At 62.6% G+C, this 25,407-nt stretch carries 24 protein-coding genes; 16 read left to right on the forward strand and 8 right to left on the reverse strand.

Going from position 1 to position 25,407, the window contains the following annotated elements:
• Positions 1-47 precede the first annotated feature (47 nt).
• From TQ98_RS10125 to TQ98_RS10150, 6 genes are all read right to left on the reverse strand, one after another.
• Positions 48-1,472 carry a gamma-aminobutyraldehyde dehydrogenase gene (locus TQ98_RS10125; RefSeq protein ID WP_044875300.1) on the reverse strand — a complete coding sequence of 475 codons (1,425 nt, stop codon included), beginning with the start codon at positions 1,470-1,472 and terminating at the stop codon, positions 48-50.
• 50 nt (positions 1,473-1,522) lie between these two features.
• Complete coding sequence (locus tag TQ98_RS10130) at positions 1,523-2,329, reverse strand: ABC transporter permease (protein WP_044875301.1); 807 nt, start codon at positions 2,327-2,329, stop codon at positions 1,523-1,525.
• The gene (locus TQ98_RS10135; RefSeq protein ID WP_044875302.1) at positions 2,319-3,257 is read right to left on the reverse strand and encodes an ABC transporter permease; all 939 of its coding nucleotides are present in this window, start codon (positions 3,255-3,257) and stop codon (positions 2,319-2,321) included. Before TQ98_RS10135 ends, TQ98_RS10130 begins: the two co-directional genes overlap by 11 nt.
• Positions 3,258-3,260: 3 nt before the next feature.
• Positions 3,261-4,271, reverse strand: a complete 1,011-nt coding sequence (locus tag TQ98_RS10140) for an ABC transporter ATP-binding protein (RefSeq protein ID WP_044875303.1) — start codon at positions 4,269-4,271, stop codon at positions 3,261-3,263.
• Between the two features lie 142 nt (positions 4,272-4,413).
• Entirely contained in the window at positions 4,414-5,565 is a 1,152-nt protein-coding gene (ydcS, locus tag TQ98_RS10145; RefSeq protein WP_044875304.1) for a putative ABC transporter substrate-binding protein YdcS, read from the reverse strand.
• A 210-nt stretch (positions 5,566-5,775) separates the two neighbouring features.
• On the reverse strand, positions 5,776-6,327 hold the full coding sequence (locus tag TQ98_RS10150) for a peroxiredoxin (protein ID WP_044875305.1): 552 nt from the start codon (positions 6,325-6,327) through the stop codon (positions 5,776-5,778).
• 441 nt (positions 6,328-6,768) lie between these two features.
• On the opposite strand from TQ98_RS10150, the gene TQ98_RS10155 reads away from it, so the two are divergent.
• The 15 genes from TQ98_RS10155 to TQ98_RS10225 all read left to right on the forward strand — a co-directional run bounded on the left by TQ98_RS10155 (position 6,769) and on the right by TQ98_RS10225 (position 22,538).
• A complete protein-coding gene (locus tag TQ98_RS10155; RefSeq protein WP_044875306.1) occupies positions 6,769-8,178 on the forward strand; it encodes a circularly permuted type 2 ATP-grasp protein in 1,410 nt (469 codons plus the stop codon).
• Between the two features lie 2 nt (positions 8,179-8,180).
• Positions 8,181-9,131, forward strand: coding sequence for an alpha-E domain-containing protein (locus TQ98_RS10160; RefSeq protein ID WP_044875307.1), 951 nt, complete (start codon positions 8,181-8,183; stop codon positions 9,129-9,131).
• Positions 9,128-9,925, forward strand: coding sequence for a transglutaminase family protein (locus tag TQ98_RS10165; RefSeq protein WP_044875308.1), 798 nt, complete (start codon positions 9,128-9,130; stop codon positions 9,923-9,925). The genes TQ98_RS10160 and TQ98_RS10165 overlap by 4 nt, the downstream gene beginning before the upstream one ends.
• Before the next feature lie 114 nt (positions 9,926-10,039).
• Positions 10,040-10,771 (forward strand): proteasome-type protease, encoded by a 732-nt coding sequence (locus tag TQ98_RS10170; RefSeq protein ID WP_044875309.1) that lies wholly within the window; start codon positions 10,040-10,042, stop codon positions 10,769-10,771.
• Positions 10,772-11,166: 395 nt separating this feature from the next.
• Positions 11,167-11,520: a hypothetical protein gene (locus TQ98_RS10175; protein ID WP_146035999.1), complete on the forward strand. Its 354-nt coding sequence runs from the start codon at positions 11,167-11,169 to the stop codon at positions 11,518-11,520.
• An 84-nt stretch (positions 11,521-11,604) separates the two neighbouring features.
• The gene (locus TQ98_RS10180; RefSeq protein WP_044875311.1) at positions 11,605-13,077 is read left to right on the forward strand and encodes an MBL fold metallo-hydrolase; all 1,473 of its coding nucleotides are present in this window, start codon (positions 11,605-11,607) and stop codon (positions 13,075-13,077) included.
• The gene (locus tag TQ98_RS10185) at positions 13,074-14,468 is read left to right on the forward strand and encodes an MBL fold metallo-hydrolase (RefSeq protein ID WP_044875312.1); all 1,395 of its coding nucleotides are present in this window, start codon (positions 13,074-13,076) and stop codon (positions 14,466-14,468) included. The genes TQ98_RS10180 and TQ98_RS10185 overlap by 4 nt, the downstream gene beginning before the upstream one ends.
• Positions 14,465-15,256, forward strand: a complete 792-nt coding sequence (locus tag TQ98_RS10190; protein ID WP_044875313.1) for a hypothetical protein — start codon at positions 14,465-14,467, stop codon at positions 15,254-15,256. The genes TQ98_RS10185 and TQ98_RS10190 overlap by 4 nt, the downstream gene beginning before the upstream one ends.
• The gene (locus tag TQ98_RS10195) at positions 15,253-18,051 is read left to right on the forward strand and encodes an ABC transporter ATP-binding protein (protein WP_146036000.1); all 2,799 of its coding nucleotides are present in this window, start codon (positions 15,253-15,255) and stop codon (positions 18,049-18,051) included. The genes TQ98_RS10190 and TQ98_RS10195 overlap by 4 nt, the downstream gene beginning before the upstream one ends.
• A complete protein-coding gene (locus TQ98_RS10200) occupies positions 18,045-18,863 on the forward strand; it encodes a hypothetical protein (protein ID WP_044875315.1) in 819 nt (272 codons plus the stop codon). The genes TQ98_RS10195 and TQ98_RS10200 overlap by 7 nt, the downstream gene beginning before the upstream one ends.
• The gene (locus TQ98_RS10205; RefSeq protein ID WP_044875316.1) at positions 18,860-19,423 is read left to right on the forward strand and encodes a hypothetical protein; all 564 of its coding nucleotides are present in this window, start codon (positions 18,860-18,862) and stop codon (positions 19,421-19,423) included. The genes TQ98_RS10200 and TQ98_RS10205 overlap by 4 nt, the downstream gene beginning before the upstream one ends.
• Positions 19,424-19,465: 42 nt before the next feature.
• Positions 19,466-20,080: a class I SAM-dependent methyltransferase gene (locus tag TQ98_RS10210; RefSeq protein WP_052659271.1), complete on the forward strand. Its 615-nt coding sequence runs from the start codon at positions 19,466-19,468 to the stop codon at positions 20,078-20,080.
• Between the two features lie 93 nt (positions 20,081-20,173).
• Entirely contained in the window at positions 20,174-20,632 is a 459-nt protein-coding gene (locus tag TQ98_RS10215) for a hypothetical protein (RefSeq protein ID WP_044875317.1), read from the forward strand.
• Positions 20,629-21,237: a c-type cytochrome gene (locus TQ98_RS10220; protein ID WP_044875318.1), complete on the forward strand. Its 609-nt coding sequence runs from the start codon at positions 20,629-20,631 to the stop codon at positions 21,235-21,237. The genes TQ98_RS10215 and TQ98_RS10220 overlap by 4 nt, the downstream gene beginning before the upstream one ends.
• Positions 21,237-22,538, forward strand: a complete 1,302-nt coding sequence (locus tag TQ98_RS10225) for an FAD-dependent oxidoreductase (RefSeq protein WP_052659272.1) — start codon at positions 21,237-21,239, stop codon at positions 22,536-22,538. The genes TQ98_RS10220 and TQ98_RS10225 overlap by 1 nt, the downstream gene beginning before the upstream one ends.
• Positions 22,539-22,910: 372 nt before the next feature.
• Here TQ98_RS10225 and TQ98_RS10230 read toward each other — a convergent pair whose 3' ends face one another.
• Both TQ98_RS10230 and TQ98_RS10235 read right to left on the reverse strand, forming a co-directional pair.
• The gene (locus tag TQ98_RS10230; protein WP_044875319.1) at positions 22,911-23,705 is read right to left on the reverse strand and encodes a cytochrome c; all 795 of its coding nucleotides are present in this window, start codon (positions 23,703-23,705) and stop codon (positions 22,911-22,913) included.
• Positions 23,706-23,708: 3 nt separating this feature from the next.
• Positions 23,709-24,065: a rhodanese-like domain-containing protein gene (locus TQ98_RS10235; RefSeq protein WP_044875320.1), complete on the reverse strand. Its 357-nt coding sequence runs from the start codon at positions 24,063-24,065 to the stop codon at positions 23,709-23,711.
• Between the two features lie 145 nt (positions 24,066-24,210).
• On the opposite strand from TQ98_RS10235, the gene TQ98_RS10240 reads away from it, so the two are divergent.
• The gene (locus tag TQ98_RS10240) at positions 24,211-25,098 is read left to right on the forward strand and encodes an AEC family transporter (RefSeq protein WP_044875321.1); all 888 of its coding nucleotides are present in this window, start codon (positions 24,211-24,213) and stop codon (positions 25,096-25,098) included.
• Positions 25,099-25,407 lie beyond the last annotated feature (309 nt).

Raw genomic sequence — 25,407 nt, forward strand, 5'->3', positions numbered from 1 at the left:
TTGGCGAATGAATTCGCCCCTACAGGTTTCGGCGTTTCATTCGGCTGCTAGTGCCGAATCATCACATGCCGCACCACGGTGTAATCCTCCAGCCCATACATGGACAGGTCCTTGCCATAGCCGGACTGCTTGAAGCCGCCATGGGGCATCTCGTTGGTGAGCATGAAGTGGGTATTGATCCAGGTGCAGCCGTACTGCAGGCGGGACGCCACGGCGGCGGCGCGGCCCACGTCGCGGGTCCAGACCGATGAGGCCAGGCCGTATTCGGAGTCGTTGGCCCAGCGCACCGCTTCGTCCGCATCGCTGAACGGTGTGACTGTCACCACCGGGCCGAAGACTTCCCGCCGCACGATTTCATCGTCCTGCTTGGCATGGGCCACCACCGTGGGTTCGTAGAAGAAGCCACTGCCGGCCACCGGCTTGCCGCCGGTGGCGATCTGGATGTGGGGCAGGGCGCTGGCACGCTCGACGAAGCCCGCCACCCGCTCGCGCTGGCTCTGGGTGATCAGTGGGCCCAGTTCAGTGGTGGGGTCGTTCTGCAGGCCGGTTTTCAGGCTGGATACCGCACTGGCCAGGTCGGCCACGAAGTTGTCGTAGATCTTCTTGCCCGCGTAGATGCGGCAGGCGGCGGTGCAGTCCTGGCCGGCATTGTAGAAGCCGAAGGTACGGATGCCGGCCACCACGTCGGCGAGGTCGGCGTCATCGAAGACGATCACCGGCGCCTTGCCGCCCAGTTCCATGTGGGTGCGCTTCACGCTCTCGGCGGCGCTGCGGATGATGGCTTTGCCGGTGCCCACCGAGCCGGTCAGCGACACCATGCGTACCAGCGGGTGCGACACCAGTGGACTGCCCACGGTCGGGCCGCGGCCGGTGACGATGTTGACCACCCCGGGCGGCAGCAGCTCGGTGATGAAATGGGCCACGCGCAGGGCGGTCAGCGGCGTCTGCTCGGAGGGTTTCAGCACCACGGTATTGCCGGCCGCCAGCGCCGGGCCCAACTTCCAGGCCGCCATCATCAGCGGGTAGTTCCAGGGCGCGATGGAGGCGATCACGCCCACCGGGTCACGGCGGATCATCGAGGTGAAGCCCGGCAGGTACTCCCCGGCGGCGGAGCCGGTGAGGCAGCGGCTGGCGCCGGCGAAGAAGCGGAACACGTCGGCGATGGCCGGGATCTCGTCGTTCAGGGCGGCGGCGTAGGGTTTGCCGCAGTTGTCCGATTCCAGTTTCGCCAGCTCTTCGGCGTGGCCTTCGATCTTGTCGGCCAGTTTGAGGAGCAGGGTGGCGCGGTCCCTGGGCGACGTCCTGGCCCAGCCTTCGAAGGCGGCATCGGCGGCGCGCACGGCGGCGTTCACCTGGGCTTCGCTGGCTTCGTGGACTTTCACCAGGACCGCACCGGTGGCGGGATTCAGGACATCCAGCGCTTCCCCTTCGCCTTGAAGGAACTGGCCATTGATCAGGAGTTTGGTTTGCATGATGGGGTCCTCGCTTGGGTTCCCTCTCCCTGTGGGGAGAGGGGGAAAAGCTACTTCCCACCCCCCGCCACCGACTCGGTTCCCCGCGTCAGGTAATAGGCGCCGAGGATGGGCAGCATGGTGGCGAGCATCACCAGCAGGGCCACCACGTTGGTCACCGGGACGTCGCGGGGGCGGCTGAGCTGGCTGAGCAGCCAGAGGGGCAGGGTCTGTTCGTGGCCGGCGGTGAAGGTGGTGACGATGATCTCGTCGAAGGACAGCGCGAAGGCCAGCATGCCCCCGGCCAGCAGGGCGGTGGCGATGTTCGGCAGGATGATGTAGCGGAAGGTCTGCCAACCATCCGCGCCCAGGTCCATCGACGCTTCGATCAGGCTGTGGGAGGTGCGGCGGAATCGGGCGATCACGTTGTTGTAGACGATCACCACGCAGAAGGTGGCGTGCCCGACCACGATGGTGAAGATGCCGGGCTCGATCCCGAGCGTCTTGAAGGCCGACAGCAGGGCGATGCCGGTGATGATGCCGGGCAGGGCGATGGGCAGGATCAGCATCAGGGTGATGCTCTCCTTGCCGAAGAAATCGCGGCGATAGAGCGCGGCGGCGGCCAGGGTGCCGAGCACCATGGCCAGGGTGGTGGCCAGGCAGGCGACCTTGAGGGAGAGAACGATGGCCTGCAGCACATCCTCGCGCCCGCCCACCACGGAGAACCATTCAAGGGTGAACCCCTGCAGCGGGAAGCTGTAGGCCGATTCCTCGGTGTTGAAGGCATAGAGCAGGATCACCAGGATCGGGAAATGCAGGAACACCAGCCCACCCCAGGCCGCCAGGCGCAGGCCCCAGGACGCTTGCTCAGAGTGCATCGAAGGCCCCCAGCCGCTTGGCAATGGACAGGTAGACGGCGATCAGCACGATGGGCACCAGGGTGAAGGCTGCCGCCAGCGGGATATTGCCGATCGAGCCCTGCTGCACGTAGACCATGGTGCCGATGAACAGCCCGCTGGGGCCCACCAGCTGCGGGATGATGAAGTCGCCCAGGGTCAGGCTGAAGGTGAAGATGGAGCCTGCCACCACGCCGGGGAAGGACAGCGGCAGGACGACGTGGGTGAAGGTCTGCCGGGGTTTGGCGCCGAGGTCTGCCGAGGCCTGCAACAACGAGGGCGGCAGGCGCTCCAGGGAGGCCTGGATCGGCAGGATCATGAACGGCAGCCAGATATAGGTGAATACCAGGAAGCGCCCGAGGTGGGAGGTGGACAGGGTATTGCCGCCGACGCCGGGAAGGGTCAGCAGGCTGGCCAGCAGGCCGTCCAGATGCAGCACCTGGATGAGCCAGTAGAAGATGCCGCCCTTGGCCAGGATGACCGTCCAGGCATAGGCCTTGACGATGTAGCTCGCCCACATGGGCAGCATCACCGCGATATAGAAGAAGGCTTTCTCGCGGGGCGACGCAAAGCGCGCCATGTAGTACGCGATGGGAAAGGCCAGCACGGCGCTGGCCAGGCTCACGGCAATGGCCATGACCAGGGTGCGCAGGATGATGTCGTAGTTGGCCGGATTGAACAGGGCGGCGTAGTTGGCCAGGGTCAGGTCCGTCGACACCGCCATGGTGAAGTCGTCGAAGGTGTAGAAGCTCTGCCAGAGCAGGGCGAACAGCGAGCCGATGTACACCACGCCGAACCAGAGCAGCGGCGGGGTCAGGAGCAGCAGCAGGTAGAGCGTGGAGCGTCGGTAGAGCAGGTTGGATATTCCCCGCAGGGGTCCGCTCTGCTGGCTGGCGATGACGGCGTTCATGGCCTACTCGCTGAGCGCGACCATCGCGCTGCGTGCCCAGCAGGCGTGGACCTGCTGGCCGGGTTGAGGGCGTTCGATATCCAGTTGCTCGCCGTTGGGAAGACTCACGGCCAGGCGTCCGCCGCCGTCCAGGTTGAGTTCGTAGCGGCTGTTGGCACCGAGGTATTGCACGTCGTGCACGGTACCGCTGACCTGCAGTTCGCCGTTGGCCGCACGGCCGAAGCGCACGTGCTCGGGTCGCAGGGAGAAGGCTCCCGCGTGGCCGGTGAGGCGCTGGGCCAGGTCGCCGTGGAGCACGTTGGCGGTGCCGACGAACTCGGCGACGAAGCGCGTGCGGGGTTGGCGGTAGAGGTTCTGCGGACTGTCCACCTGCTCGATGCGGCCCTTGTTGAACACGGCCACGCGGTCGGACATGGACAGCGCCTCGCCCTGGTCATGGGTGACAAAGATGAAGGTGATGCCGAGCTGGCGCTGCAGTTTCTTCAGCTCCACCTGCATCTGCTCGCGCAGCTTGAGGTCGAGGGCGCCCAGGGGTTCGTCCAGCAACAGCACGCGCGGGCGGTTGATCAGCGCACGGGCCAGGGCTACGCGTTGGCGTTGGCCGCCGGACAGTTGCGCCGGCTTGCGGTCGCCATAGCCGGGGAGGGCGACCAGGGCCAAGGCTTCTTCGGCACGGGCCAGGCGTTCGGCTTTCGCCACGCCCTTCACCTTGAGGCCGTAGGCGACGTTGTCGCGCACGTTCATGTGGGGGAACAGGGCGTAATCCTGGAACACGGTGTTCACATCGCGCTCGTAGGGCGGCAAGCCGGCGGCCTCCTCGCCATGGATGCGAATGGAGCCCGAGGTGGGCTGCTCGAAGCCGGCGATCAGGCGCAGGCAGGTGGTCTTGCCGGAGCCCGAGGGGCCGAGCATGGAGAAGAACTCGCCGTCGCGGATTTCGATGGAGACCCGATCGACCGCCTTCACGTCGCCGTAGTGGCGGCAGACATCGGTGAACTGGACGGCTGTGGTCATGTTCAGGCTCCGGGGTTTCGGCTCCCTCTCTCTCCGGGAGAGGGTTGGGGAGAGGGCAACATCGTGCGGTGCTTGACTACCCTCACCCCCGGCCCCTCTCCCGGAGGGAGAGGGGTGACTTCTCAGGAGAGATCGGCGCGGATCAGCGACCGCCCATGATCGCGATGTAGTCCTGCGTCCACCGGCTATACGGCACGTACTTCCCGCCCTGGGCTTCGGGGGTCTTCCAGAAGGCGATCTTGTCGAACTGGTCATAGCCATTGGTGGCACAACCGCTGGGGCCGAGCAGTTCGCTGCTGGTGCAGCCCTTGGCAACCACTGGCAGGGAGCCGAACCAGGCGGCCAGGTCGCCCTGGACCTTGGGTTGCAGGGACCAGTCCATCCACTTGTAGGCGCAGTTCGGGTGCTTGGCGTCCACGTGCATCATGGTGGTGTCGGCCCAGCCCGTGACCCCTTCTTTCGGGAACACGGTTTCCACCGGTTGCTTCTCGGCCTTCAGGGTGTTGGCCATGTAGCCCCAGGTACTGGAGGCGGCCACGCCTTCGTTCTTGAAGTCACTCATCTGCACGGTCGCGTCGTGCCAGTAGCGGTGCACCAGCGCGTGCTGCTTGCGCAGCAGGTCGAGGGCAGCGTTGTACTGCGCCTCGGTCAGCAGGTAGGGGTCCTGGATGCCCAGTTCCGGCTTGGCAGTCTTCAGGTAGAGCGCGGCGTCGGCGATGTAGATCGGACCGTCGTAGGCCTGCACGCGACCCTTGTTGGTCTTGCCGTCAGCCAGGTTCTGGGGCTCGAAGACCACGGCCCAGCTGTCTGGCGCCTGCTTGAACAGCTTGGTGTTGTACATCAGCAGGTTCGGGCCCCACTGATAAGGCGTGCCGTAGTGCACGTCCTTGACCGTGTGCCAGGGCGCCTCCTGAAGGCGCTCGTCGAGGGTCTTCCAGTTGGGGATCAGGGCGATGTTGATGGGCTGCACGCGCTTGCCGAATATCAGGCGCAGCGATGCGTCGCCGGAGGCGGTGACCAGGTCGTAGCCGCCCTTGGCCATGAGGCTGACCATCTCGTCGGAGGTGGCGGCGGTCTTCACGTTCACCTTGCAGCCAGTCTCTTTCTCGAACGGGGTGACCCAGTCGTAGTTCTTGTCCGACTCGCCGCGCTCGATGTAGCCGGGCCAGGCGATGATGTCGAGCTGTCCTTCACCCTTGCCGACCTGTTTCAGCGGTTCGGCGGCCTGGGCGGAGGCGATGAGGCAGGCGCAACTGACGGCGAACGAAAGGAAAGCGGGTTTGAGCGAAGGCATTATCGACTCCTGTTGTACATGACGTGCGGAGCCTGTTCGGCGGAACTGCATGCCGCTGGCGGTGCGCTGAACGCGAGCCGAAAAATACGCCCGCAGGTCGCATTGAGCAGCGTAGTTCGGGGCTTTGGGGCTGACAAGGAAGGGGGTTGGTGGCGGTTTGCTAGTGGGTTTTTCAGGGGGTCGTCCGGCCTGATTCCGGTGCTCGCGCGCTCAGAAATGAATGGTCGCCTCGCCCTTGTGCCAGTTGCAGGGACAGAGCTCATCGGTCAGCAGCGCGTCCAGCAGGCGCAGGGTTTCCTGCGGGTTGCGGCCCACGGACAGGTCGTTCACGGAGACGTGTCGAATGACGTTGTCCGGGTCGATGATGAAGGTCGCGCGCAGGGCCACACCTTCGCGCCGGTCGAGGATTCCCAGGGCGTTGGCCAGTTCGCGTTTGATGTCCGCCAGCCAGGGGAAGCTCTGGCCCTTGAGGTCCTTATGGTCACGGCGCCAGGCCAGGTGGGCGAACTCGCTGTCGGTGGAGGCGCCGATCAGTTGGGTGTCGCGGTCGTTGAGCTGCTCCAGCAGATCGCCGAAGGCCTTGATCTCGGTGGGGCAGACGAAGGTGAAGTCCTTGGGCCAGAAGAACAGCACTTTCCATTTGCCGGGGAAGCTGTCCTGGTTGAGCCGCTTGAACGCGTGATCCGGATTGGCGGAGTGTTCCGAGTCGTGGTCCACCGCCAGCAGATCGAATGCAGGCAGCTTGTCTCCGATGGTGAGCATGGTGGAATTCCTCCGGGGGCAGGGTGGAGGCGGTGGATCAGGGCAAGTATGGAAGGCCCCCGGGCCGTTTGAAATACGCCCCGGCTATGCGGTTCATAGTAGCTGCTTATGACCATAGGTCGGCAAGCTATAGCCCAGTTCCAAATCGCAACATATGCATAGAACAATCGGACCCTAGAGGCCCCTCGGCGCCGGACTAGACTGTCTGTTCCAGGGATGGCGGTGCCCTTGGGGTCAGCCCGGGGAACACCTCGCCGTCGTACTTCGTTCAAACCTGCATCGCCGCCAAATAGGGCGGGGCTGGCTGTTGCCCGCCATGGGGCGCACCAGTCTGGGGCGCGGCGACTGCGCGTCTGCTGCAAGTTGTTGAAATGCAAACGGTTGTAGCGATGGCACGGGGCTTGCGACTGCGCAATTGCCCGTGGCGACAAGGAGTTAGGCATGTCCCGCACTTTCTATGACGAGATGTATGACGCGAGTGGCGAATGCCGTCCGCATTACCGGGAATTCGCACGCTGGCTGGCGGACACGCCCCAGGAGCTGCTGGCGCAGCGGCGCCGTGAGGCGGACCTGCTGTTCCACCGTGCCGGAATCACCTTCACCCTCTATGGCGATGAGCAGGGCACCGAGCGCCTGATCCCCTTCGACACCATTCCCCGCGCCATTCCCATGAGCGAATGGCGGGTGGTGGAGAAGGGCTGCATCCAGCGCGTCAAGGCGCTGAACCTGTTCCTCGCCGACCTCTACCACGATCAGCGAATCATCAAGGCCGGAATCATTCCCGCCGAGCAGGTGCTGGCCAACGAGGGCTACCAGATCGCCATGCAGGGTCTCGACCTGCACCGCGATATCTATGCCCACATCGCCGGGGTGGACCTGGTGCGCGATGGCGACGGCACCTACTACGTGCTGGAGGACAACCTGCGTACGCCCAGCGGCGTCAGCTACATGCTGGAAGACCGCAAGATGATGATGCGGCTGTTCCCCGAGCTGTTCGCCGCCCAGCGCGTCGCCCCCATCGACCACTACCCGAACCTGCTGCTGGACACCCTGAAAAGCTCCAGCCCGCTGGACAACCCCAGTGTGGTGGTGCTGACGCCGGGCCGCTTCAACAGCGCCTATTTCGAGCACGCCTTCCTGGCCCGGGAGATGGGCGTGGAGTTGGTGGAAGGGGCGGACCTGTTCGTACGCGACGACCGGGTGTTCATGCGCACCACCGCCGGCCCGCAACCGGTGGATGTGATCTACCGCCGGCTGGATGACGCCTTCCTCGACCCATTGGCCTTCAATCCCGAATCCATGCTCGGCGTGCCGGGCCTGCTGGCGGCCTACCGCTCCGGCAACCTGGTGCTGGCCAATGCCATCGGCACCGGGGTGGCGGACGACAAGTCCATCTATCCCTACGTGGGCGAAATGATCCGCTTCTACCTGGACGAGGAACCCATCCTGAAGAACGTGCCCACCTGGCAGTGCCGCAAACCCGAAGACCTGTCCCATGTGCTGGCGCACCTGCCCGAGCTGGTGGTCAAGGAAACCCAGGGCTCCGGCGGCTACGGCATGCTGGTGGGCCCGGCGGCCAGCCGCAAGGAAATCGAGACCTTCCGCGAACGCCTCAAGGCCCGTCCCGAGGCCTATATCGCCCAGCCCACGCTGTGCCTGTCCACCTGCCCGACCTTTGTCGAGCAGGGCATCGCGCCGCGCCATATCGACCTGCGCCCCTTCGTGCTGTCGGGCCGGGAAACCCGGCTGGTGCCTGGCGGGCTGACCCGCGTGGCGCTTCGTGAAGGCTCCCTGGTGGTGAACTCGTCCCAGGGCGGCGGTACCAAGGACACCTGGATCGTGGAGGACTGACCATGCTTTCGAGAACAGCCTCCGAGCTTTACTGGATGTCGCGCTACCTGGAGCGTGCCGAGAACCTGGCACGCATGCTGGAAGTCAGCTACTCGCTGTCGCTGATGCCCCAGGACGGCCGTGGCGATGGCCTGGACGAACTGGCCATGTCGCTGCTCAGCACCGGCACCCTGGAGCTGTACCAGGAGCGTCACGGTGAGCTGAACGCGGTGCGCATGCTGCACTTCTTCGCCCTCGATGCTGACAACCAGGCGAGCATCTTCAGCTGCCTGCGCGCCGCGCGGATCAACGCCCATGCCGTGCGCGGACGGATCACCGCCGACATCTGGGAAAACATCAACGCCACCTGGCTGGAGATGCTGAACATCTCCAGCGAGGGACTCGGGCGCTACGGCATCAGCCGCTTCTGCGAATGGGTGAAAGAGCGCTCGCACCTGTTCCGTGGCGCCACCTACGGCACCATCATGCGTGGCGAGGCCTACAGCTTCATCCGCCTGGGTACCTTCATCGAACGGGCGGACAACACCTTGCGCCTGCTGGACTCGCGCTACGAGATGTTCGGCGAAGAGTCGGAGGAGGTCAGCGACCTCTCCGCACGCGGCTACTACCAGTGGAGCGCCTTGCTCCGCGCCCTGTCGTCCTTCGAGGCCTACACCGAGGTGTATCGGGGCTCGCCGGATGCCCGCCAGGTTTCCGAACTCCTGCTGCTGCGCCCCGACGTGCCGCGCTCGCTGCGTGCCTGCATGGAAGAGTTGAACCACATCCTTTCCCTCCTGCCGGGCGAAAACGGTCGCCCGGCCCAACGCCTGGCTGCCGAACTGGACGCGCGACTGCGCTACACCGCCATCGACGAAATCCTCAAGGAAGGCCTGCACACCTGGCTGACCGACTTCATCCTGCTGGTCCGACAACTGGCCCGGGCCATCCACAGTTCGTATCTGGAGGCTGTATGAAACTCTCCATTCGCCACGACACCACCTACCGCTACGATGACCAGGTCCGCGCCAGCATCCAGTACCTGCGCCTGACGCCCCAGGAAAGCGAACGCCAGCATGTGCTCAATTGGGAACTCACCCTGCCGCGCCCGGTGCGTGCGCAGGTCGACCCCTTCGGCAATATCTTCCACGTGCTGACCCTGGACGAGCCCCACGACGCCATCGTCATCAGTGCCCGTGGCCTGGTCGAGATCGACGAGCAGCGCGAGGTGGAGCACGACACGCATTCGGCCTTGCCCTTCCTGCGCTTCACCCGCCTGACCACGGCCGACGAGGCCCTGCGCGAGCTCGCCGAACACCAGTGCGGCCCTCGCCGCGACCGCAATGGCTTGATCGACCTGATGGAAGCCCTGCACGAGCAGATGCCCTTCAGAAAAGGCGTGACCGGCGTCGACAGCACCGCCGCCGAAGCCTTCGCCGTTGGCGCCGGCGTCTGCCAGGACCACACCCATGCGTTCCTCGCCTGCGCCCGCAGCCTGGGGATTCCGGCGCGCTTCGTCTCCGGCTACCTGTACCAGGGCAATGACCAGAACCTGGCCAGCCATGCCTGGGCCGAGGCCTGGCTGGGGGATGCCTGGTACAGCTTCGACGTGACCAACAAGCTGGCCCGCCCCGAACGCCACCTGAAGCTGGCGGTTGGCCTGGACTACCTGGACGCCTGCCCGGTGCGCGGCATGCGCCGGGGCGGCGGTGGCGAGCAGATGCACGCCAAGGTCGCTGCGCCGCCGCTTCTATTGATCCAGGGGCAGTAAAGCGCAGGCGCGCATCCAGGCGCTCCGCGCCGCCGGCCGCTGTTTACTGCCAGGCCCCTGACGGGCCCAGCGGCCGGACACCCGGTGCGGGGAGTCCCCACAAGGAGAACCGGCATGACTTATTGCGTCGCCATGCACCTGGCCGAGGGCCTGGTGTTCGTTTCCGACTCGCGGACCAATGCGGGCATCGACCATATCGCCACCTTCCGCAAGCTCTACACCTTCGGCGTCAGCGGTGAACGACTGATCGCGTTGCAGAGCGCTGGCAACCTGGCGACCTCGCAATCCGTGGTGAACCTGCTGAAGCAGCGCCTTGATGGGCCAGGGCCCAACCTGCACAGCGTGCCCACCCTCTACGACGCCACGGCCCTGGTGGCCGAGACCATCCGCGAAGTCATTGCCCGCGACGGCGCGCCGCTGGCCGGCAACACCGACCTGACCTGCTCCTTCCTGGTGGGCGGGCAGATCGCCGGCAACCCGCCGGAGCTCTACAGCATCTACCCCCAGGGCAACTTCATTCAGGCCACCGAAGACACACCGTTCCTGCAATTGGGAGAGAGCAAGTACGGCAAGCCCATCCTCGACCGCAACCTGGAGTTCGACACCAGCCTGGAAGAAGGGCTGCGCTGCGCGCTGGTGTCCTTCGACTCTACCATCCGCAGCAACCTGTCGGTGGGCATGCCCCTGGACCTGCTGGTCTACCACCGTGACAGCCTGATCATCCCGGCCGGCTACAGGGTGACCGAGGACGACAAGTACTTCGCCGACATCCGCAAGCAATGGGCGGCCGGGCTGCAGGCGCTGATCGGAGAGCTGCCGCCGCCGCCGGTGGAATACAACGTGTAGCTCGCCCAGGAGCTGGAAACATCGTGGACAGAGAAGCGCCGCTCACCCGGAAGAGTCTGCAGAGTGGCTCTTCACGAATGGAATTGCGTGTTTGTTCAAGAGGGAGCTTGTTGAGACGCGAGGACAGAGTTCGTTTCTGCAATCCCGAATGAGAGAGACGTCTCCTGAGTTTCGCTGGTTTGAATGGCAGCCTGCGACCAAGCACATCTCCCACACATGAAAGGGGAGTCGGCTTAGGTCCTCGATTTTAGTTTGATCGGGACGTGGGTATAGCCGTGGTCCACTCTTCGATCCGGTGCCGAGACGCTGGGCCTGGCATTCCTGAAATTACTTGGCGTAGTGGGTGACATAGCTTAGTTCGTCAGCATTTAGGACTGGCTAACGACGAGGCAGACGTGTTGTTGACGACCACTCGATGTGTAGGAAAGGGCGCTAACTCTGGGTCTCTATTGCTGGCCCTGTTATGCGATTTTTCTGATTTTGGTTATGTGGCCGAGTTTGGCGTTGACGGAGCATTCAAGGGGACTAGCATCGTCAACCGGCAGGATGAAGCTACTTTTCTGCCGTCAATTTTGAACGATGACAAGGAGTCGAGCATGACCCAGAAAGCCCAAAGCACTGCGATTAAATCCGTGGGAGAGAAGGCACTCTTCAGTAAGGAGGAACTGTTGGCACTGACCGAGGCTGTCAAGAAGTCCAAAGTTAAGGTTACTGAAACCAAGGCGATGAGCTGCGCCTACCACCGCTGATTTGCTTCACGAAAAGCAAGAAAGTGATTTCTTGCTTTTCTGCTCCTCTCGGGCAACAGGACGTATTTTCTTCAGGAAGAAGGCATGAAAGTGGTCTTTATTGGGCATCAAACTTGGCTCGTTGAACACAAGAACACCAAAATTCTGATAGATCCTCTGCTCTGTGAGGATTTCGGCCTAGTCGATGAGCTTCGGATCGAAATTTATCCCCCCCGGCGTGTCGACCCCTCGGCTTTGGCCGATGTGGAACTAATATTTCTCAGTCACGAGCATTCCGATCATTTCGATATCCAGTCGCTAGATCTGTTGCCACGCTCGGCGCGTTTCGTCGTCGGCGCTACCATCGTCGAACCGGTCAAGAGTTGCATTCGTGAGCTGGGGTTCGATCTGACGGAGGTCGATTCGACCGAGCCGATGAGGGTCGGCGACCTGCTTCTGCGTTTCTATCCTGCAGACCCCAAGACCGCGTACTGGGAGAGCCGGGTGACGCAGATTCACATCGAAGAAGTGTCGCAGCCTCGTACGGGCGTGTTCATTGCGGTGGATGCGCTGGTGTCCGAAGTGTTCAAGAAGGATCTGCTCGAACAGCGGGTCTCGTCGCCGAAACTGGTTGTCGTTTCGAATAATTCGAGGGTTTCGCCCCCCGGCGCCTTCCAGTCCCTCGAGAACTGGGCGAGTAATGCCAGCAACGGCAATCGCAAGGTCGGCCCGCTGGGCATCGGCGTGCTGAGTGCGGTTCTGACCAGCTACCTAGACGATTTTCCGACGCAACTTGAGAACGTCGCATTATGCGGAGGCGGATTCATCAAGCGCCTGGGAGGGTTCGCGGCATTTCCTTTCTCCGACCAGCCCTCGCTCAGTCGTCTGGCAAACCAGCTCAGCCTCGACACCCATGTCGTCGGGCTGCTGCCAGGGGAGGCATTTGCCCTGGATGCTGAAGAGAACCGGCAATCCAGCATCGACTGGGTCCAGGTTGACCATGTGCAGCACACGCTGTTGCTTGGGGAACTCGACGATTTCATCGCCTCGGGGCGCCACGTCGAGGTGGTGTCGTCGGTACGACCCGATCTTGACAACGAGGAACGCTATCGGCGGCTGCTGGCTCGGGCGGAGCTGGAGCTGGATCGTATCGCGCGCAGCCTTATGCTGTTTATCACTGGACGCAAGGCGCTTGAAATGACCCACTACAAAGGAAAGAAACTCGGCGGCAGGCGTATCGTCTTCAATTTCGTTTCCAGATCCTTGGGACGCCAGGACAGTTTCGCCCTCGACTTCGTCAGCGGGCGCTTCGAGCGCGAGCCCGAAGGCTCGGACGAAGTGCTGATGGAGCGCTATCCCTTCGGCGTCTGCATGCCGCTGGTGGACTTTATCGGTGTGGCTGAAGGCGATCTGCAGATCTGGGACATAGTCGGAGTGTCCATCAAGTCCTGGTTCCAGGGCGGAATCTTCGACGGCTTGATTCCCTTCTTCTACAGCTATTACGGTGAAAACGGCAGCCCGGAGTTGCTGGCGAAGATCATTGATCGGGCCATGCAGGAACGGAGGGCGAACTCGTGAAGCTTACCCTGATAGGCCACGAAAGCTGGTCGATACAGGCCGGTGGCACCCATGCGCTGGTCGATCCGATCCTGGGCCCGAGCTTCGGCAGCGACCCTCAGCGCCAGTTCACAATCTTCCCGGCCCGGGAGGTACTGCTCGAACGGCTTCCCGCGGTTGACGGTATCGTGCTGACCAGTGAGCACCTGCAGCATTTTCATCCTGCTTCGTTACGTTACCTGAAGAACAGCCTAGGGCGGCGGCTTCTCCAGCCAACTGTACTTGTCCCAGAGCTGTTCCCCGGCGCCGCCGAAGAAATCGTTCGGCGTTGCGGCCTCGACGTCCGACGCGTCGATAGCCAGGCAGAGTTCCATATCGGCGAGCTCACCTGCCGTTTCTACATGCCACATACCGGCGTGTTGTACTGGGACAATCGGGTAGCTTCCCTGCATGTCGAACATCGAGGGGGGGAGGCGCTGTTCATTCAGTCCGATACTCGCATCGCCGACAGCTACTATTCCGACGTTAACGAGGGGCGGGTCGCTGAACCTCAGGTGATGGTGGTGACCAACAACTTCCAGGCTAGTTCGAGCGAAGAGACCATTGGCCTGGATAACCTGCTGCCCGTGGCCGATGCCCGCTATTCCCGGATATCTGGACTGCGCCTGCTAGAGGAGATCATCCACCAGCCGGTCCGGCGCCTGCAGAGGGTGCCGGCGCTGATCTTGGCCGGGAACGGCTACCGAGATCCGCTGGGAAACATGCGCCAGCCCTGGTCCAACGAAGAGCTGGCGGATATCTCCAGCGAGCTATCCCTGTTGCGAGCGGTCCACTGCCTGAAGCCGGGGCAATGCTTCGACGTGGAGTGCGCGTCGCTGGGCAAGCCGGTCGACTGGGTCACCCTGCGGTCACAGGGTGAGCAGCGCCTGCGGCCTGAGCGCTGCGAGCACGCGGAAGGCCCGCGAACAAGCGTCGCGCGGATCAAGCGTCACCTCGACGAAATGGCCAAGACCTGGCTGATCGGACGCTATGGGCAGGTTCTCATGGCGCAGTCCGAGTACCTGGGGCAGTCCGTCGGACCTTGCCGCTTGGTGCTGCAATTGCTCCGTGGCGACGCCTCCCTGCAACTGGTGCTGGACATTACCAGGGTTGAGTTCGTCGAAGCACCGTACGAGGGGTTGGCGGTGATCAAGCGCTATCCCTACGGCATTCGCGTGGACTACGACGATTTCCTGAGCTTGCTGGCGGGCGATCTGCAGATCTGGGAAGTGATGAACTTGTCGGCGTCGCAATGGTATGTCTGCGATCGTTATGACAGTCCGCTGGCCTTCTGGCTGGAGTACTACAACGAACAGGTCGACGCGCGGCGCGCCCTGCGCAGTTACGAACAGTCTTTGGCGCAATCGCTATGAATGAAGTTCCGGAATTCGAACACGTCGCCCTGGATTGCCTTGTCGACGAGCAGGTCGAAGCGCGGTTGGAGGCGCTGACGCAACTGCTGGCGGAGCGCTATTGCAATCTGCGCCTGATCAGCCAGACGACCAAGTCGATGGTCTGTGCCGGCGAGTGCCGGGCGTCCCGAGGCCAGGTGATGGTTAAGCGCTATTTCGATGCGCGGGCCTACGCTGCTGAAGTCACCGGATACCTATTGTTTCGCGGGGGGCCGATTGCCGAGGTACTTCACCAGGATCCCGCCTTCGGCGTGATCGTTCTGAGGCAGCTATCCGGACGCTTTTTTCTCCCCACCCGCTCGGACCTTATGCGCGCCGTAGCGGCCTATGCAGCGCTGCATACGCAAGCGCTGGCGAACATTCGCCTGGCCTTTGGCGATCGCTGGAAACCCATCTTCGTCGATCCCTGTCTGTCGGCTTCCGCCGATCTCGCAGCGATCGATAGCCAGGGCGTCAGCGTGGGCGACGGCAAGCCGGAGCATCTAATCATTGATGACCATGCAGTTTTCGTCATCGACCTGGAGACCCATTCGCTACGTCGCAGCGTATGGTTCGACATTCTTTTCCTCGGCCGTTTCATGGGTGGGCTCGACGCGTTCTCTCAGGGGCTGGCGGAACTGGTCAAGCAATACTGTCACTGTCGTGGCCTGCAACCTTCCCATTACGATCCCGAGAAGATCGCCGCTTACTTGCAGCGGCTGTGGAACGTCGGACCCAGTCAGTCCTACCGCGAGGGATGCGCACCGTGATCTGGATGTACGGGTTCATTCCGGCGTTGCGCTACCGGCACACCGACCAACTGGTCGCGCGGCCGTTCGAAGGCAGTTTCTTCCGTGTGCTGCTGCGTCTGGCTCCGTGGGCCAGCGTCGCTTTTGTCTTGGTCTCGACGTTGCAGTATGCGGTTTCCCTGGCGTCCATCTATCTGCTTGCCACCCTGGTGGAGAGGCCGGCCGAACAGCCGTTCCACGCGAGAATGATTGCCGGGCTGCTGGTCCTGGCCCTCGGCGCTTTCGCCTTGGTGGCGATTCAGCTCAACCTGGAGCGCATTCTCTCGTTGCGCGTCTGCCATGGCTTCGAAAACCTGCTGAACAGACGGCATCGCGAGCGAATCGACCTGCCGTTGCTAGAGCGGATCGCTTCGCGGGACCTCAGCCTCGTGCTGGACGGCATCGGCAGCGGAATCGGCCTGGTGTCGGTCCCGGTATTCCTCTGCGGCGCGACACTGGCCGCGCTGCTGCAGTTTGGTTCCGCGGGGTTCTGGGCGGTATCCGCCATCTGGCTGTTTTTGCCATTGTCCTACCTGATGTCCCGGCTCTCGGACGGCAACTACGAGCGGATCATGGAGATCACTGCGCGGCGCATCGAGTTGTGTTCGGCATGGCTGCGGGACGGTCCGTTGCTGAAGCAGTTTCGGAACGGGGGGCGGCTGGCCGAGATCGAAGAAACCCTTGCAACGGAGTTGTCGCGGCGCAACCTCGACACCGTCCTGCGCGGCGCGGATAGCTACATAGTCGGTTTCGGACGGCTGCTTCCCGTCGTGCTGCTGATGGTGCTGAGCGGACTGGTTTCCGGAAATGCCTGGGGCGGTTCAATCTTCTGGCTGAGCATTCCCCTACTGGCCGCCGTTCTTTCCCTTCCCAGGGCTTACCTGAGCTACCGTACCGTTTCGCGCTCGTTGCGCGAGCTGAATTTCCTTGCGACGCACTCCGAGGACCGGCTGTCGTCTGCGATGCCGCTCAACCGGCCAGGAATCGACTTCGACAGGCGCTGGCCGCTTTGGCCGGCGACCCTTGGCGAACTGCTGCCGGTCCGGGAGCTTTTTCCCGATGACGAGCTCGCTGAATGGCTGCGGCGCTTCCGCCTGATACCGGAGCTGGGGCCGGATTTTCGGTCCGTCCTGCAGCGCTTCGTCGATGTAGACGGAAGGAATCTCTCCGAAGGCCAGAGGCTGCGTCTGCAGCTGTTGCGCGGAATACTCCTGGCCCGAGCCCAGGGACTGACCCTGTACGTCGACGACGATTTCTCGTCGCTGGACGGTGCGGCTGCCCACGGGGTGAGACAGTTGCTGCTCAGCATGGACGATGCGCTGCTTAGCGAGCGAGCCGAACAGGCCATTGCCCGGCGTGAGATCGGTGTCGAGGACATGCCGCCGCCTTTGGCAGGCGACGTTCCTGCCCCCGGCGTTGCGGATTATTCCCTGGCGAAGCTGCTCGGCTCGTGCTTTGGCGGCATCCTCTGGCTTCTTCTGCCGGCCCTGATGATGAGCTACGCGGCGAACCTGACGCTGGCTGGGAGCCAGTTCTCCGCCTGGCAGATCGTCTTGTATGCCCTGCTCGGAATCGTGCTCGGGACCACGGCAGGTCTGTTCATCGAAAGCCGGTTGCGGAGCCGCTTCTGCAGTCTGTTTCTCACGGGGCTTGGTGATCTCCGGGAGGGCGACCTGAGCGACGCCCTGCAGGTGGTTTCTCGCGATGTCACTACGGCCTTCGAGCGGATTTCCTGGTACGCCCACGACATCGCTTGGGTTCTCGCCTTGCTGGTGTGCAACGTCGTTGCGCTATGGATTGGCTTTGGTTGGCCCGGCTTGGCGGTGGCGCTGGCCTTCGGTGTGGTTCTGCTGGCGCTTTATCACCTGTCCATCGACGAGTTGTCCCGTACGCGGCGCGAAAGCGTCGGTGGTTTCGATGCCCTGATGCGCTCGACGCAGGTGGCCTACACACTGGCCGACGATGGCGGGAGCGCTTTCGGCGGCGTGCGCGCCTGGCTGGATGGCAGCCGTCGGAGGGCAATCACTGCCGGGCTCGAGCGTTTCTATACCACGCGCATGTGCAGTGTCGTGAGTCGCACGATGATGGCAGCCAGTTGCAGCCTGGTCAGCGATGCCGTGATCGTGCTGATCGTACTCATGGGTGGGCTTTACCGGAGCAGCGACTTCGGATTCACCCTGGCGGTCACCGCCTTGCTGCTGGTGCGTTCCGATCTGGCAAACGTCTTTCTGGCGGTGACCGGGCTCCGCTCGCAATCGTTGTCGGTGTCGCGGCTTTCGCACTTCGCCCGGAACAAGGCGCGGGTACTGGCAACCTTGGAGCACGACACGGTGCGCATCGCGCCGTTCGGCGCGCGTCGGGACTACCGTTCCTGCCATCTCGGGAAGGGAAGGGTGCATATGCTTTCGGGCGCTTCCGGTTCCGGCAAGAGCCAGTACCTGAAGGGGATCGCTGGCGTGACCGAGGTGGCTAGCCGCGAATCCGGCGGCGGGGAAGAGGTTCTGCGCTGTTACTACCTGGACCGGCAGGTGTTGCCGCTGATGGGCATGGGTTCTCATGGAGACTACGGGCTGATGGGCTGGTTGAGGCGATTGCCGGCTGACGGACGGCAACTGATCCTGCTTGACGAGCTGTTTTCCCTGCTTTCCGTGGAGGACCTGCAAGCGCGCCTGCGCGAGCTGGAGCGCTACGCCCGGTGGACGGGCAACACGCTGGTAGTGGTCGATCACCGGCATCGGCTCGCACACAACATCGAGCTGAGCGAGTTGGCATGTTGAGCAATACGCGTTCCGTGCAGGCCCCGCACATCTATCTTGGCGACCGTGGATTTCTCAAGCGCTACGGCAGTCCCTATTCGGCGCGGGAGGTCGAGTCCATCGTCCGTCAGGTTTTGGACGGCTCCGGCCTGGGCGTGGCTAGCGGTGACTGGCCGTCCGCGCTGGCGGTGAGCCGCGCGCTGGGCGGACGTCCCGCCAACCGCCATATCTACCACTCGCGATTCCTGGTTCGGATCATCGAACGGGGCACGGCCAGGCGCATGAGCGTCGCAGAGGTGCAGCGGACGCCTGACAGGTTCTATCTGTCCGACGGCTATCGTTTCGAGCCCGACGACGAACAGATTTCCGAGGACATCCGGATCGTCTCGCAGTGTCTGCCCGGTGTGGTCACCGTGGGAGGCGACTGGCTGGATATTCTCATCACTCGCAACGAGACGGAGTTACTCGAGGAGATACTGGCGCGAATGGAGGCTGCTTTGCCGCCTGCGACCCATCAGGTCCTGATGAGCTTCAGACCCAGCGAGGCATTCCTGGCCCTGCTGGAGCGTCGCGGGGGCAGCGGCGCGGCGGTGCCGGTGAACATTCTCGGTATGCAATGCCGCACGAGCCTGGACTACCTAGAGGCCGTCCGCCGACGAGCGCCCATCTACGCCCTGCATTGCCTGGCCGGCGGACGTGTACCGCTGCTCTCGGCCCTGGATTATGCGTTCAATCATATGCAGGTGCGGGCCTGCATCGTAGGGGCTACCCAGCGTAGGCACATTGATGCCTTGCTGTCCTGCGAGGCGATTTTCTCCGTGGAGACGGCATGACGATTGTGCTGATGCGCTGTTCCAGCTGCGCTGACGAGTCGGCCCTTGAGCCCTGCCTGCGGACAGTGTTCCAGGCCCACCCCGACCTGCTGCTGCTTACCGGACGCGCCGACTGCTACAGCCCAGTGATCCGACTGGCCAGGGAGCTTGGGATGGGTACCCGGGTGTTGGAGCATGGATTTTATGACCCGCAGCGGCTGCGCGGCGCGCGCAAGATGGACTGGCTGCTCGAACCCCATGCGGGCCGCGACGGTTCTCTGAGCCTGCACGCTACGTACCATGCGCTCGCTCTCGAGTTCGAACGGGCGCTGGAGGACTGCACAGAAGGCGCGCTGCTCGTCTACCTGGACCAACTAATGCTGGAGCTCCTGTACGGCATTCTCGCCGGCAGTTCCCTGCAGGCCATGCAAGGATTTTCCTTTTATCTCGACGAGCTGTCGGTCGCAGTTTTCGCCAGAGCCCCGCTTCGCGGCGGTTTCCAGACCTTGCTGCTCAAGTCGAATGTCAGGCCATCGGAAGCTTTCGTCTTCCGACCGGATCTGCGGCTGGTGACGCGTTAGTGGTGAACAGACCTTCGGGCGCATACAAGAATTGGAGTGAATATGGACCCCAGACGCAAGGAGTACCTCTCGACGGAGGTACATTACACAGAAGAGTCTCTGCGCATCGGCGAGCACTACGTCATGCACGAGTGGGAGCGACCACTGATCCGCCGGATGGTCGAGAATCTGAAAATCACATCGACGGACCATGTGCTGGAGATTGGATTCGGCCTGGGGATTTCGGCAACGCTCCTGCAGCAGTTCCGCCCTGTCACTCACACCATCGTCGAGCCGCATCCACAAGTTCTGGAGCAGGCCAGGCAATGGCAGGGAGAGCGTAACGGCGTCCATCTCCGGCAGGGTTACTGGCAGCAACTGGGGAGTGATTCAACCCACTTCACGGCCATTTTCTTCGATCCCTTCTGCGACGACATGGCGGCGGTCGACGACGAGAACATCTCCTTTCTTGAGTTCGCTTCTCGTACCTTGCTGGCGGAAGACGGACGCCTAGCCATGTTCTGCATACACCCGTTCCTGCCCCTCGACTACCAGCGCGCCATGTTCGCCCACTATCGGCAGGTGGAGATCGGCGTGGTGCAAGTCGAGCCTCGGGACACTGCGGACCCTACCGACAAGTGGAGTGGTCGCATGATCTCGGTCGTCCTCTACAAGTAGTGACGTGCCGTCGCATTACCGAAGTAAACGCCCCGTCCCCTGAAGGTGGGATGGAGCGGCGCTACAACATTGAATGATTAAGGAGAGATACCTATGGATGGTTTGGTTGCTCGAATTGGCCTGGCAGGCTTCGTCTGTCTGCAGGCGATCCAGGGATGGGCGGCAGACTCTTTTACATCGACACTGGCGGGGCAGGGTACTGCTAAAGCGATGACTATCGTGTTCGAGCCGCCCAAGGGCAAGGAGGACGAGTTTCTCAACGACTTCGTCAGTTCCCAGACCGCTTATATGCAGAGCTATTCCGGCCGTTCGATGGACGGAGTGAAAGTGATCAACCTAATCCCCACTGAGAAGGGCGAACCTCTGATCCATCTGATGATTTACAGCGATTCGGCGAAATTCGAGCGCGCCAGGCAGATTTTCGACTCCCGCGAAGGGTTGAAAGGGTATATCGATGGACACGTAAAGAAATACGGCGGGTACAACGTTCCAAAAGAATACCTGCAAAACACCAAGGTATATCTGAGCAACGTACTGGCCGACGCGCCATGATGGGCTCGATCAATCCGGTACGCAGAGGTGTCCGTCGCACCTGGAGCCTGGGTCTCCTGGTGGCGCTCCTCCTCACGGCCCCTTTGTTACCAGCAGAGAGCCGGGACGAGCAGTGGATGCTGGCCAATGGTTGCACCAACTGCCACGGTCTCGACGGCATCCGCAGCGAGGGACCGATTCCCTCGCTTGCCGGCCTGCCGGAGGAATACCTGTTTACGATGTTGTCGGCCTATCGCAGCTCCGCATTGCGGGGAACCATCATGAACCGAGCCATGGAGGGCTACGGCGATGCCGACTTGAGGAAACTATCCGCCTATTACGCTGGTCTGCCCGGCGTGCCGGTGCGGAGCGACGCCGCAGCTCCCGAGAGTGAGGGGCAGCGATTGTACGAGAACCGTTGCGCCCGCTGCCACGACGAGCAGCCAGAAGTACCGAACGTGACAGGGCAGAGCGTCGAGTACCTTAGGGCCGTTATGGACGACATGCGCGGCGGCCGTCGGGAGATGTCGAGGGACATGGCGGAAGCCCTTTCAGGGCTGGACGACAGTGAGTTGCAGACGCTTTGGCGTTATCTCGGCGGCTGGTCATTGAGGAGCGAGCGCTGATGGATGAGCAAAGAAGGCGATTGTTAAAGTGGCTGAGCGGCGGAGTCGGCTTGTCCGTAATACCTGCCCTGGCTAGGGCCGGTATAACGGCCGCAGGTGCCGAAAAACGTTCCGTCTTGGTGATCGGCGGCGGTTTTGCCGGAGCGACTTTCGCACGGACGCTTAGGCGGTTGGACCCTGCCATCAGCATTACGCTAGTCGAGCCATCCCGCGAGTACCATAGCTGCCCGCTGGGGATCGAGTATCTGGTGGGCAAGCGCGCGGAGGAAACCCTGGTGTTCGGCTACGACAGGCTGCGGGCCGAGGGTATCGAGATTGTCCACCAGCGAGCGCTGTCGATCGATGCAGAGCGCCGTCAGGTTCGCCTGGCCGACGGCGACACGCGATCCTATGACCGTTGCGTGGTCGCTACCGGTATCGGCTACCGCTACAACAGCATCGAAGGCTATAGCGAGGAAATGGCCAGGCGGGTGCCGCATGCCTGGGGCGGCGGCGAGCAGTTGCGTATCCTCAGGCGGCAACTAGAGGCCCTACCCGATGGTGGCCGCGTGCTGATTGCCGCGCCACCGGACGACTACCGTTGTCCTCCGGGCCCTTATGAACGGGCCAGCCTGATTGCCGACTACCTTCGGCGGCACAAACCGGGGGCGCGGGTGATCATCTACGATGCTAAAGAACGGTTCGCCAAGCAGGCCCAGTTCGAGCAGGCATGGCGGCGTTTGTACGGATATGGCACCGAGCAGGCCAGCATCGGCTGGATTGGGGCGAAGGATGGTGGTACCGCACTGGGCATTGAGCCTGGCGGCAAACGGCTGCGCACAGCGAACGGCTGGGTCCACGGCGATGTGATCAACGTCATTCCGCCACAGTGGGCCGACGATTTCTCCCGGGGCAATGGCCTGGCCGCTGAGCATGGCTGGTGTCCGGTGAATACCCAAACACTGGAGTCGCTTCTTGTGTCGGGAGTACACGTAATTGGTGATGCGGCCTATGCCGAGCAGCTACCTAAATCTGCTTTCGCTGCAATCTGCCAGGCGAGGGTTTGCGCACTGGCCATTCATCGAATGAACCACGGTCTTCCGCTGCTCAGTCCGCAGTACATGAATGTCTGCTACAGCCTCTGTGCTGAAGACTATGGTGTTTCAGTGCTACTTCACTACAAGCACAGACCGGACCTCAATCTTATTGAGGTCCAGAGTCTGAGGGTCACACCTCTGGAGGCCACTGCTGAGGATCACCGGCGTGAGGCTCTATCTGCCTACAGTATGTTCTCCTGCCTGGTAAAGGAGGCCTTTGGTTAGGAGAGTCTTAATAAGGCTTGTTGGTTCCGGTGATACTCGCCGATTTCATTCTTGATAAAACAAGTACTCGATACCGCCGACACCTTGAACAACAGGCCTTTGTTGAAAGGGGAAAGCGGCTGCCAAGCTTAGTTGTTGATAGCCTCGATGCAATTGCAACTTTTCCCGGTTGCATTGGCACCGCTCGTCTTTTGTTCGTAAAGCTTCCTGCAATAGTTGGAGGAACCGTACGGTATCAGGCTTGGCAGTAGCTGAAGTCGCTGTTCTGGGCATAGTGGTGTTGTTGAGTAAGCCGAGTTCAGCTTTAACTCCGGCGAGTAAGGAGGGGAAGTCCATAAAGGAATGTCGGATCCGATGGAGATAGTTTGGGCGTCAATGCACTTTGCGGCCGCTCATATGCCGCAGATAGCCAATCAACTGCCCCAGCTCCTCATCACTGATCGCCTCCTTCGAAAAGCCCGGCATCTTGCCCTGGGGCCAGCGGCGCAGGCTCTGCGGGTCGCGGATGTAGCGGGGAAGGAAGTCACCAGCCAGGTATTCGGTGGGGTTGTGGGGGATGTTCAGGTCCGGGCCGAACTGGGCATCGCCCGCGCCGTTCAGGCGGTGGCAGGCCAGGCAGTTTTTCTGGAATTGGGCAAAACCGGCCTGTACCTCAGGCGCGGCATTGGTTGCCGGAAGCAGGGCCGGGAAGCGCTCGGCCACCGAGGGCAGATAGCGGATGCGCGTCACCTGGAAGGGCCACTGCTCAGGGCCGATGCCGGCGGCCTTGGGATCGGTCCACACCAGGTAGAAGGGGCCTGCGCTGGGCTTGCCCTCGGCGATGGGCGGCCAGGGGTGTGACGGGTCTTCGATGGCCAGCCAGGCGCGGGCGCCATCCTTGGCGAGCAGAGGCCCGGCAGTCAGTTCGGCGGCGAAGCCGTCCAGGGCCACGGCCTGCAAGTGCTGCGCCGGTGTCACACCATCCAGCAGCGCTGCCAGGGGGACGGCGCGATAGCGCATGGTTTTCTTGTAGGAAACATCGTCGGCAATGGTCACTTCCCGCACTTGGGGATGGTCGAGGAGGGTGGCCGTATCCCAGGTGCGGGAGCCGCCGGGTAGGTCCAGTGTCAGTTCGGCGGCGTGGAGCGGGGTAATACAGAAGAGCAGGGCGAGCAGCACGTTGCGCATCGATCAATCCTTGTGCAGGGCGGTCTTCAGGTCCAGGTAGCCGCCGCCATTGATCACTCGGTTGTAGCCCAATCCCTGCAGGGTGTCCTGGGCGATGCCGGAGCGGCGGCCGCTGCGGCAGTAAACCACTATGGGGGTGTTCTTGTCCGGCGCGACTTCGGTGATTCGCTGACCGATTTCTTCAAAGCCGATATTGCGTGCGCCGGGGATTGCGCCCTGGGCGATTTCTTCCGGGGTACGTACATCGATAAGAACGGCATTGGGCTGCTGCATGGCTTCGACGGCGGCAGCCTGGTCGGTATCGCCGGCGGCAGCCGGCAGGCTCAGGGAGAGGAGGAGAACTGCAAGGAGGTTTCGCATGACGATGGCTCCTTCTAAGGCATGTCCGGGCAAATTATCACAATTGCCCGAAGGGGGCGCAGGCCGTTAGGATCGCGGCTTTCCGTCATAACCAGAGCTTTTTTCGAAGCCCGTTTCGGGCGTCTTCAGCTCTTAAGGAGAGGCCATGCTGGCCGAGTTGTTTGCGGTCATGGCGCCGGTGCTGATAGTGGCCGGCATCGGCTACGGTTGGGCCCGTTCCGGACAGCCCTATCCCACTGAATTCATCGCACGCCTGGTGCTGAATGTCGGCACGCCAAGCCTGGTGCTCTCCACCCTCAGCCGTACCGAGATCGACCGCCACGCCTTCGGCCAACTGGCCATCGCCTGCCTGCTGGTGATGCTGGCGATGGGGCTGATCGGCACCTTGCTCAGCCGGGTGTTCCGCCAGGACTGGCGCATCCTGGTGCCGGCCTATCTGTTTCCCAACTCCGGCAACATGGGGCTGCCCATTACCCTCTATGCCTTCGGCGAGAAGGGGCTGGCGCTCGCGGTGGCTTTCTTCCTGGTGCTTTCGGTGGGGCATTTCAGCCTGGGCCTGCTGTTGTCCGGCAGTGAGCGATCGCCAAGACGGCTGCTGGCCAATCCCATCATCATCAGCCTGGCGTTGGCCCTGCCACTGGTGATCTGGGACATCGAGCTGCCGCGCTGGCTGACCAACACCATCGGCCTGTTGGGCGGCATGACCATTCCGCTGATGCTGCTGACCCTTGGAGTGTCGCTCGCCAGCATCCGGGTGCATCACCTGGGCAACGGCATGCTGCTGGGCGCCCTGCGGATTCTCTGTGGCGCTGCCGCAGGCTGGCTGGTGGGCTGGCTGCTCGGGCTGCCGCCGCTCGCCCAGGGCGTGCTGGTGATGCAGTCGGCAATGCCGGTGGCAGTGTTCAACTATCTGTTCGCGGTACGCGCAGGCCGTTCGCCGGAAGCGGTGGCGAGCCTGGTGATGTGCTCGACGCTGCTGTCCTTCGTGTTGATTCCAGTGCTGCTGGCATGGTGGCTACCCGCGCTGCGTTGACCGCCTCGGGGCGGTGCGCAGCACAGGATGACCAGTGGTTGCGGTGATGATCAGCTGACCAGACGGGTCAGGTTGGGAAGGATGAGAATCACTGTGGTGGCAAAGACGATCAGGCTCGCTTGCCGCATTTTCGGCTGCTTGAACATGGCCAACTGCCTTTATTGTTGTTGGAGACGCCTCGGACGGGGCTCCCTACGGCCGGCCCCATCCGTGCCTTCCTCCGTGGCTAGGGACAAAAGGCCGCCCCGGCATAACCCGGCAGCGGCCACTTGCATTTCCAACTCTAGGGGGCGCATCACATTCCCCTTA

The sequence above is a fragment of the Pseudomonas sp. LFM046 genome (assembly GCF_000949385.2).
GTDB lineage: Bacteria > Pseudomonadota > Gammaproteobacteria > Pseudomonadales > Pseudomonadaceae > Metapseudomonas.

Bases quoted from the DNA above. Each gene is read 5' to 3' on its own strand.
- TQ98_RS10160 (WP_044875307.1), top strand. From the start codon at position 8,181: ATGCTTTCGAGAACAGCCTCCGAGCTTTACTGGATGTCGCGCTACCTG.
- TQ98_RS10205 (WP_044875316.1), top strand. From the start codon at position 18,860: ATGACGATTGTGCTGATGCGCTGTTCCAGCTGCGCTGACGAGTCGGCC.
- TQ98_RS10135 (WP_044875302.1), bottom strand. From the start codon at position 3,257: ATGAACGCCGTCATCGCCAGCCAGCAGAGCGGACCCCTGCGGGGAATA.
- TQ98_RS10220 (WP_044875318.1), top strand. From the start codon at position 20,629: ATGATGGGCTCGATCAATCCGGTACGCAGAGGTGTCCGTCGCACCTGG.
- TQ98_RS10130 (WP_044875301.1), bottom strand. From the start codon at position 2,329: ATGCACTCTGAGCAAGCGTCCTGGGGCCTGCGCCTGGCGGCCTGGGGT.
- TQ98_RS10140 (WP_044875303.1), bottom strand. From the start codon at position 4,271: ATGACCACAGCCGTCCAGTTCACCGATGTCTGCCGCCACTACGGCGAC.
- ydcS (WP_044875304.1), bottom strand. From the start codon at position 5,565: ATGCCTTCGCTCAAACCCGCTTTCCTTTCGTTCGCCGTCAGTTGCGCC.
- TQ98_RS10210 (WP_052659271.1), top strand. From the start codon at position 19,466: ATGGACCCCAGACGCAAGGAGTACCTCTCGACGGAGGTACATTACACA.
- TQ98_RS10150 (WP_044875305.1), bottom strand. From the start codon at position 6,327: ATGCTCACCATCGGAGACAAGCTGCCTGCATTCGATCTGCTGGCGGTG.
- TQ98_RS10225 (WP_052659272.1), top strand. From the start codon at position 21,237: ATGGATGAGCAAAGAAGGCGATTGTTAAAGTGGCTGAGCGGCGGAGTC.
- TQ98_RS10155 (WP_044875306.1), top strand. From the start codon at position 6,769: ATGTCCCGCACTTTCTATGACGAGATGTATGACGCGAGTGGCGAATGC.
- TQ98_RS10230 (WP_044875319.1), bottom strand. From the start codon at position 23,705: ATGCGCAACGTGCTGCTCGCCCTGCTCTTCTGTATTACCCCGCTCCAC.
- TQ98_RS10235 (WP_044875320.1), bottom strand. From the start codon at position 24,065: ATGCGAAACCTCCTTGCAGTTCTCCTCCTCTCCCTGAGCCTGCCGGCT.
- TQ98_RS10125 (WP_044875300.1), bottom strand. From the start codon at position 1,472: ATGCAAACCAAACTCCTGATCAATGGCCAGTTCCTTCAAGGCGAAGGG.
- TQ98_RS10240 (WP_044875321.1), top strand. From the start codon at position 24,211: ATGCTGGCCGAGTTGTTTGCGGTCATGGCGCCGGTGCTGATAGTGGCC.
- TQ98_RS10200 (WP_044875315.1), top strand. From the start codon at position 18,045: ATGTTGAGCAATACGCGTTCCGTGCAGGCCCCGCACATCTATCTTGGC.
- TQ98_RS10180 (WP_044875311.1), top strand. From the start codon at position 11,605: ATGAAAGTGGTCTTTATTGGGCATCAAACTTGGCTCGTTGAACACAAG.
- TQ98_RS10215 (WP_044875317.1), top strand. From the start codon at position 20,174: ATGGATGGTTTGGTTGCTCGAATTGGCCTGGCAGGCTTCGTCTGTCTG.
- TQ98_RS10170 (WP_044875309.1), top strand. From the start codon at position 10,040: ATGACTTATTGCGTCGCCATGCACCTGGCCGAGGGCCTGGTGTTCGTT.
- TQ98_RS10190 (WP_044875313.1), top strand. From the start codon at position 14,465: ATGAATGAAGTTCCGGAATTCGAACACGTCGCCCTGGATTGCCTTGTC.
- TQ98_RS10165 (WP_044875308.1), top strand. From the start codon at position 9,128: ATGAAACTCTCCATTCGCCACGACACCACCTACCGCTACGATGACCAG.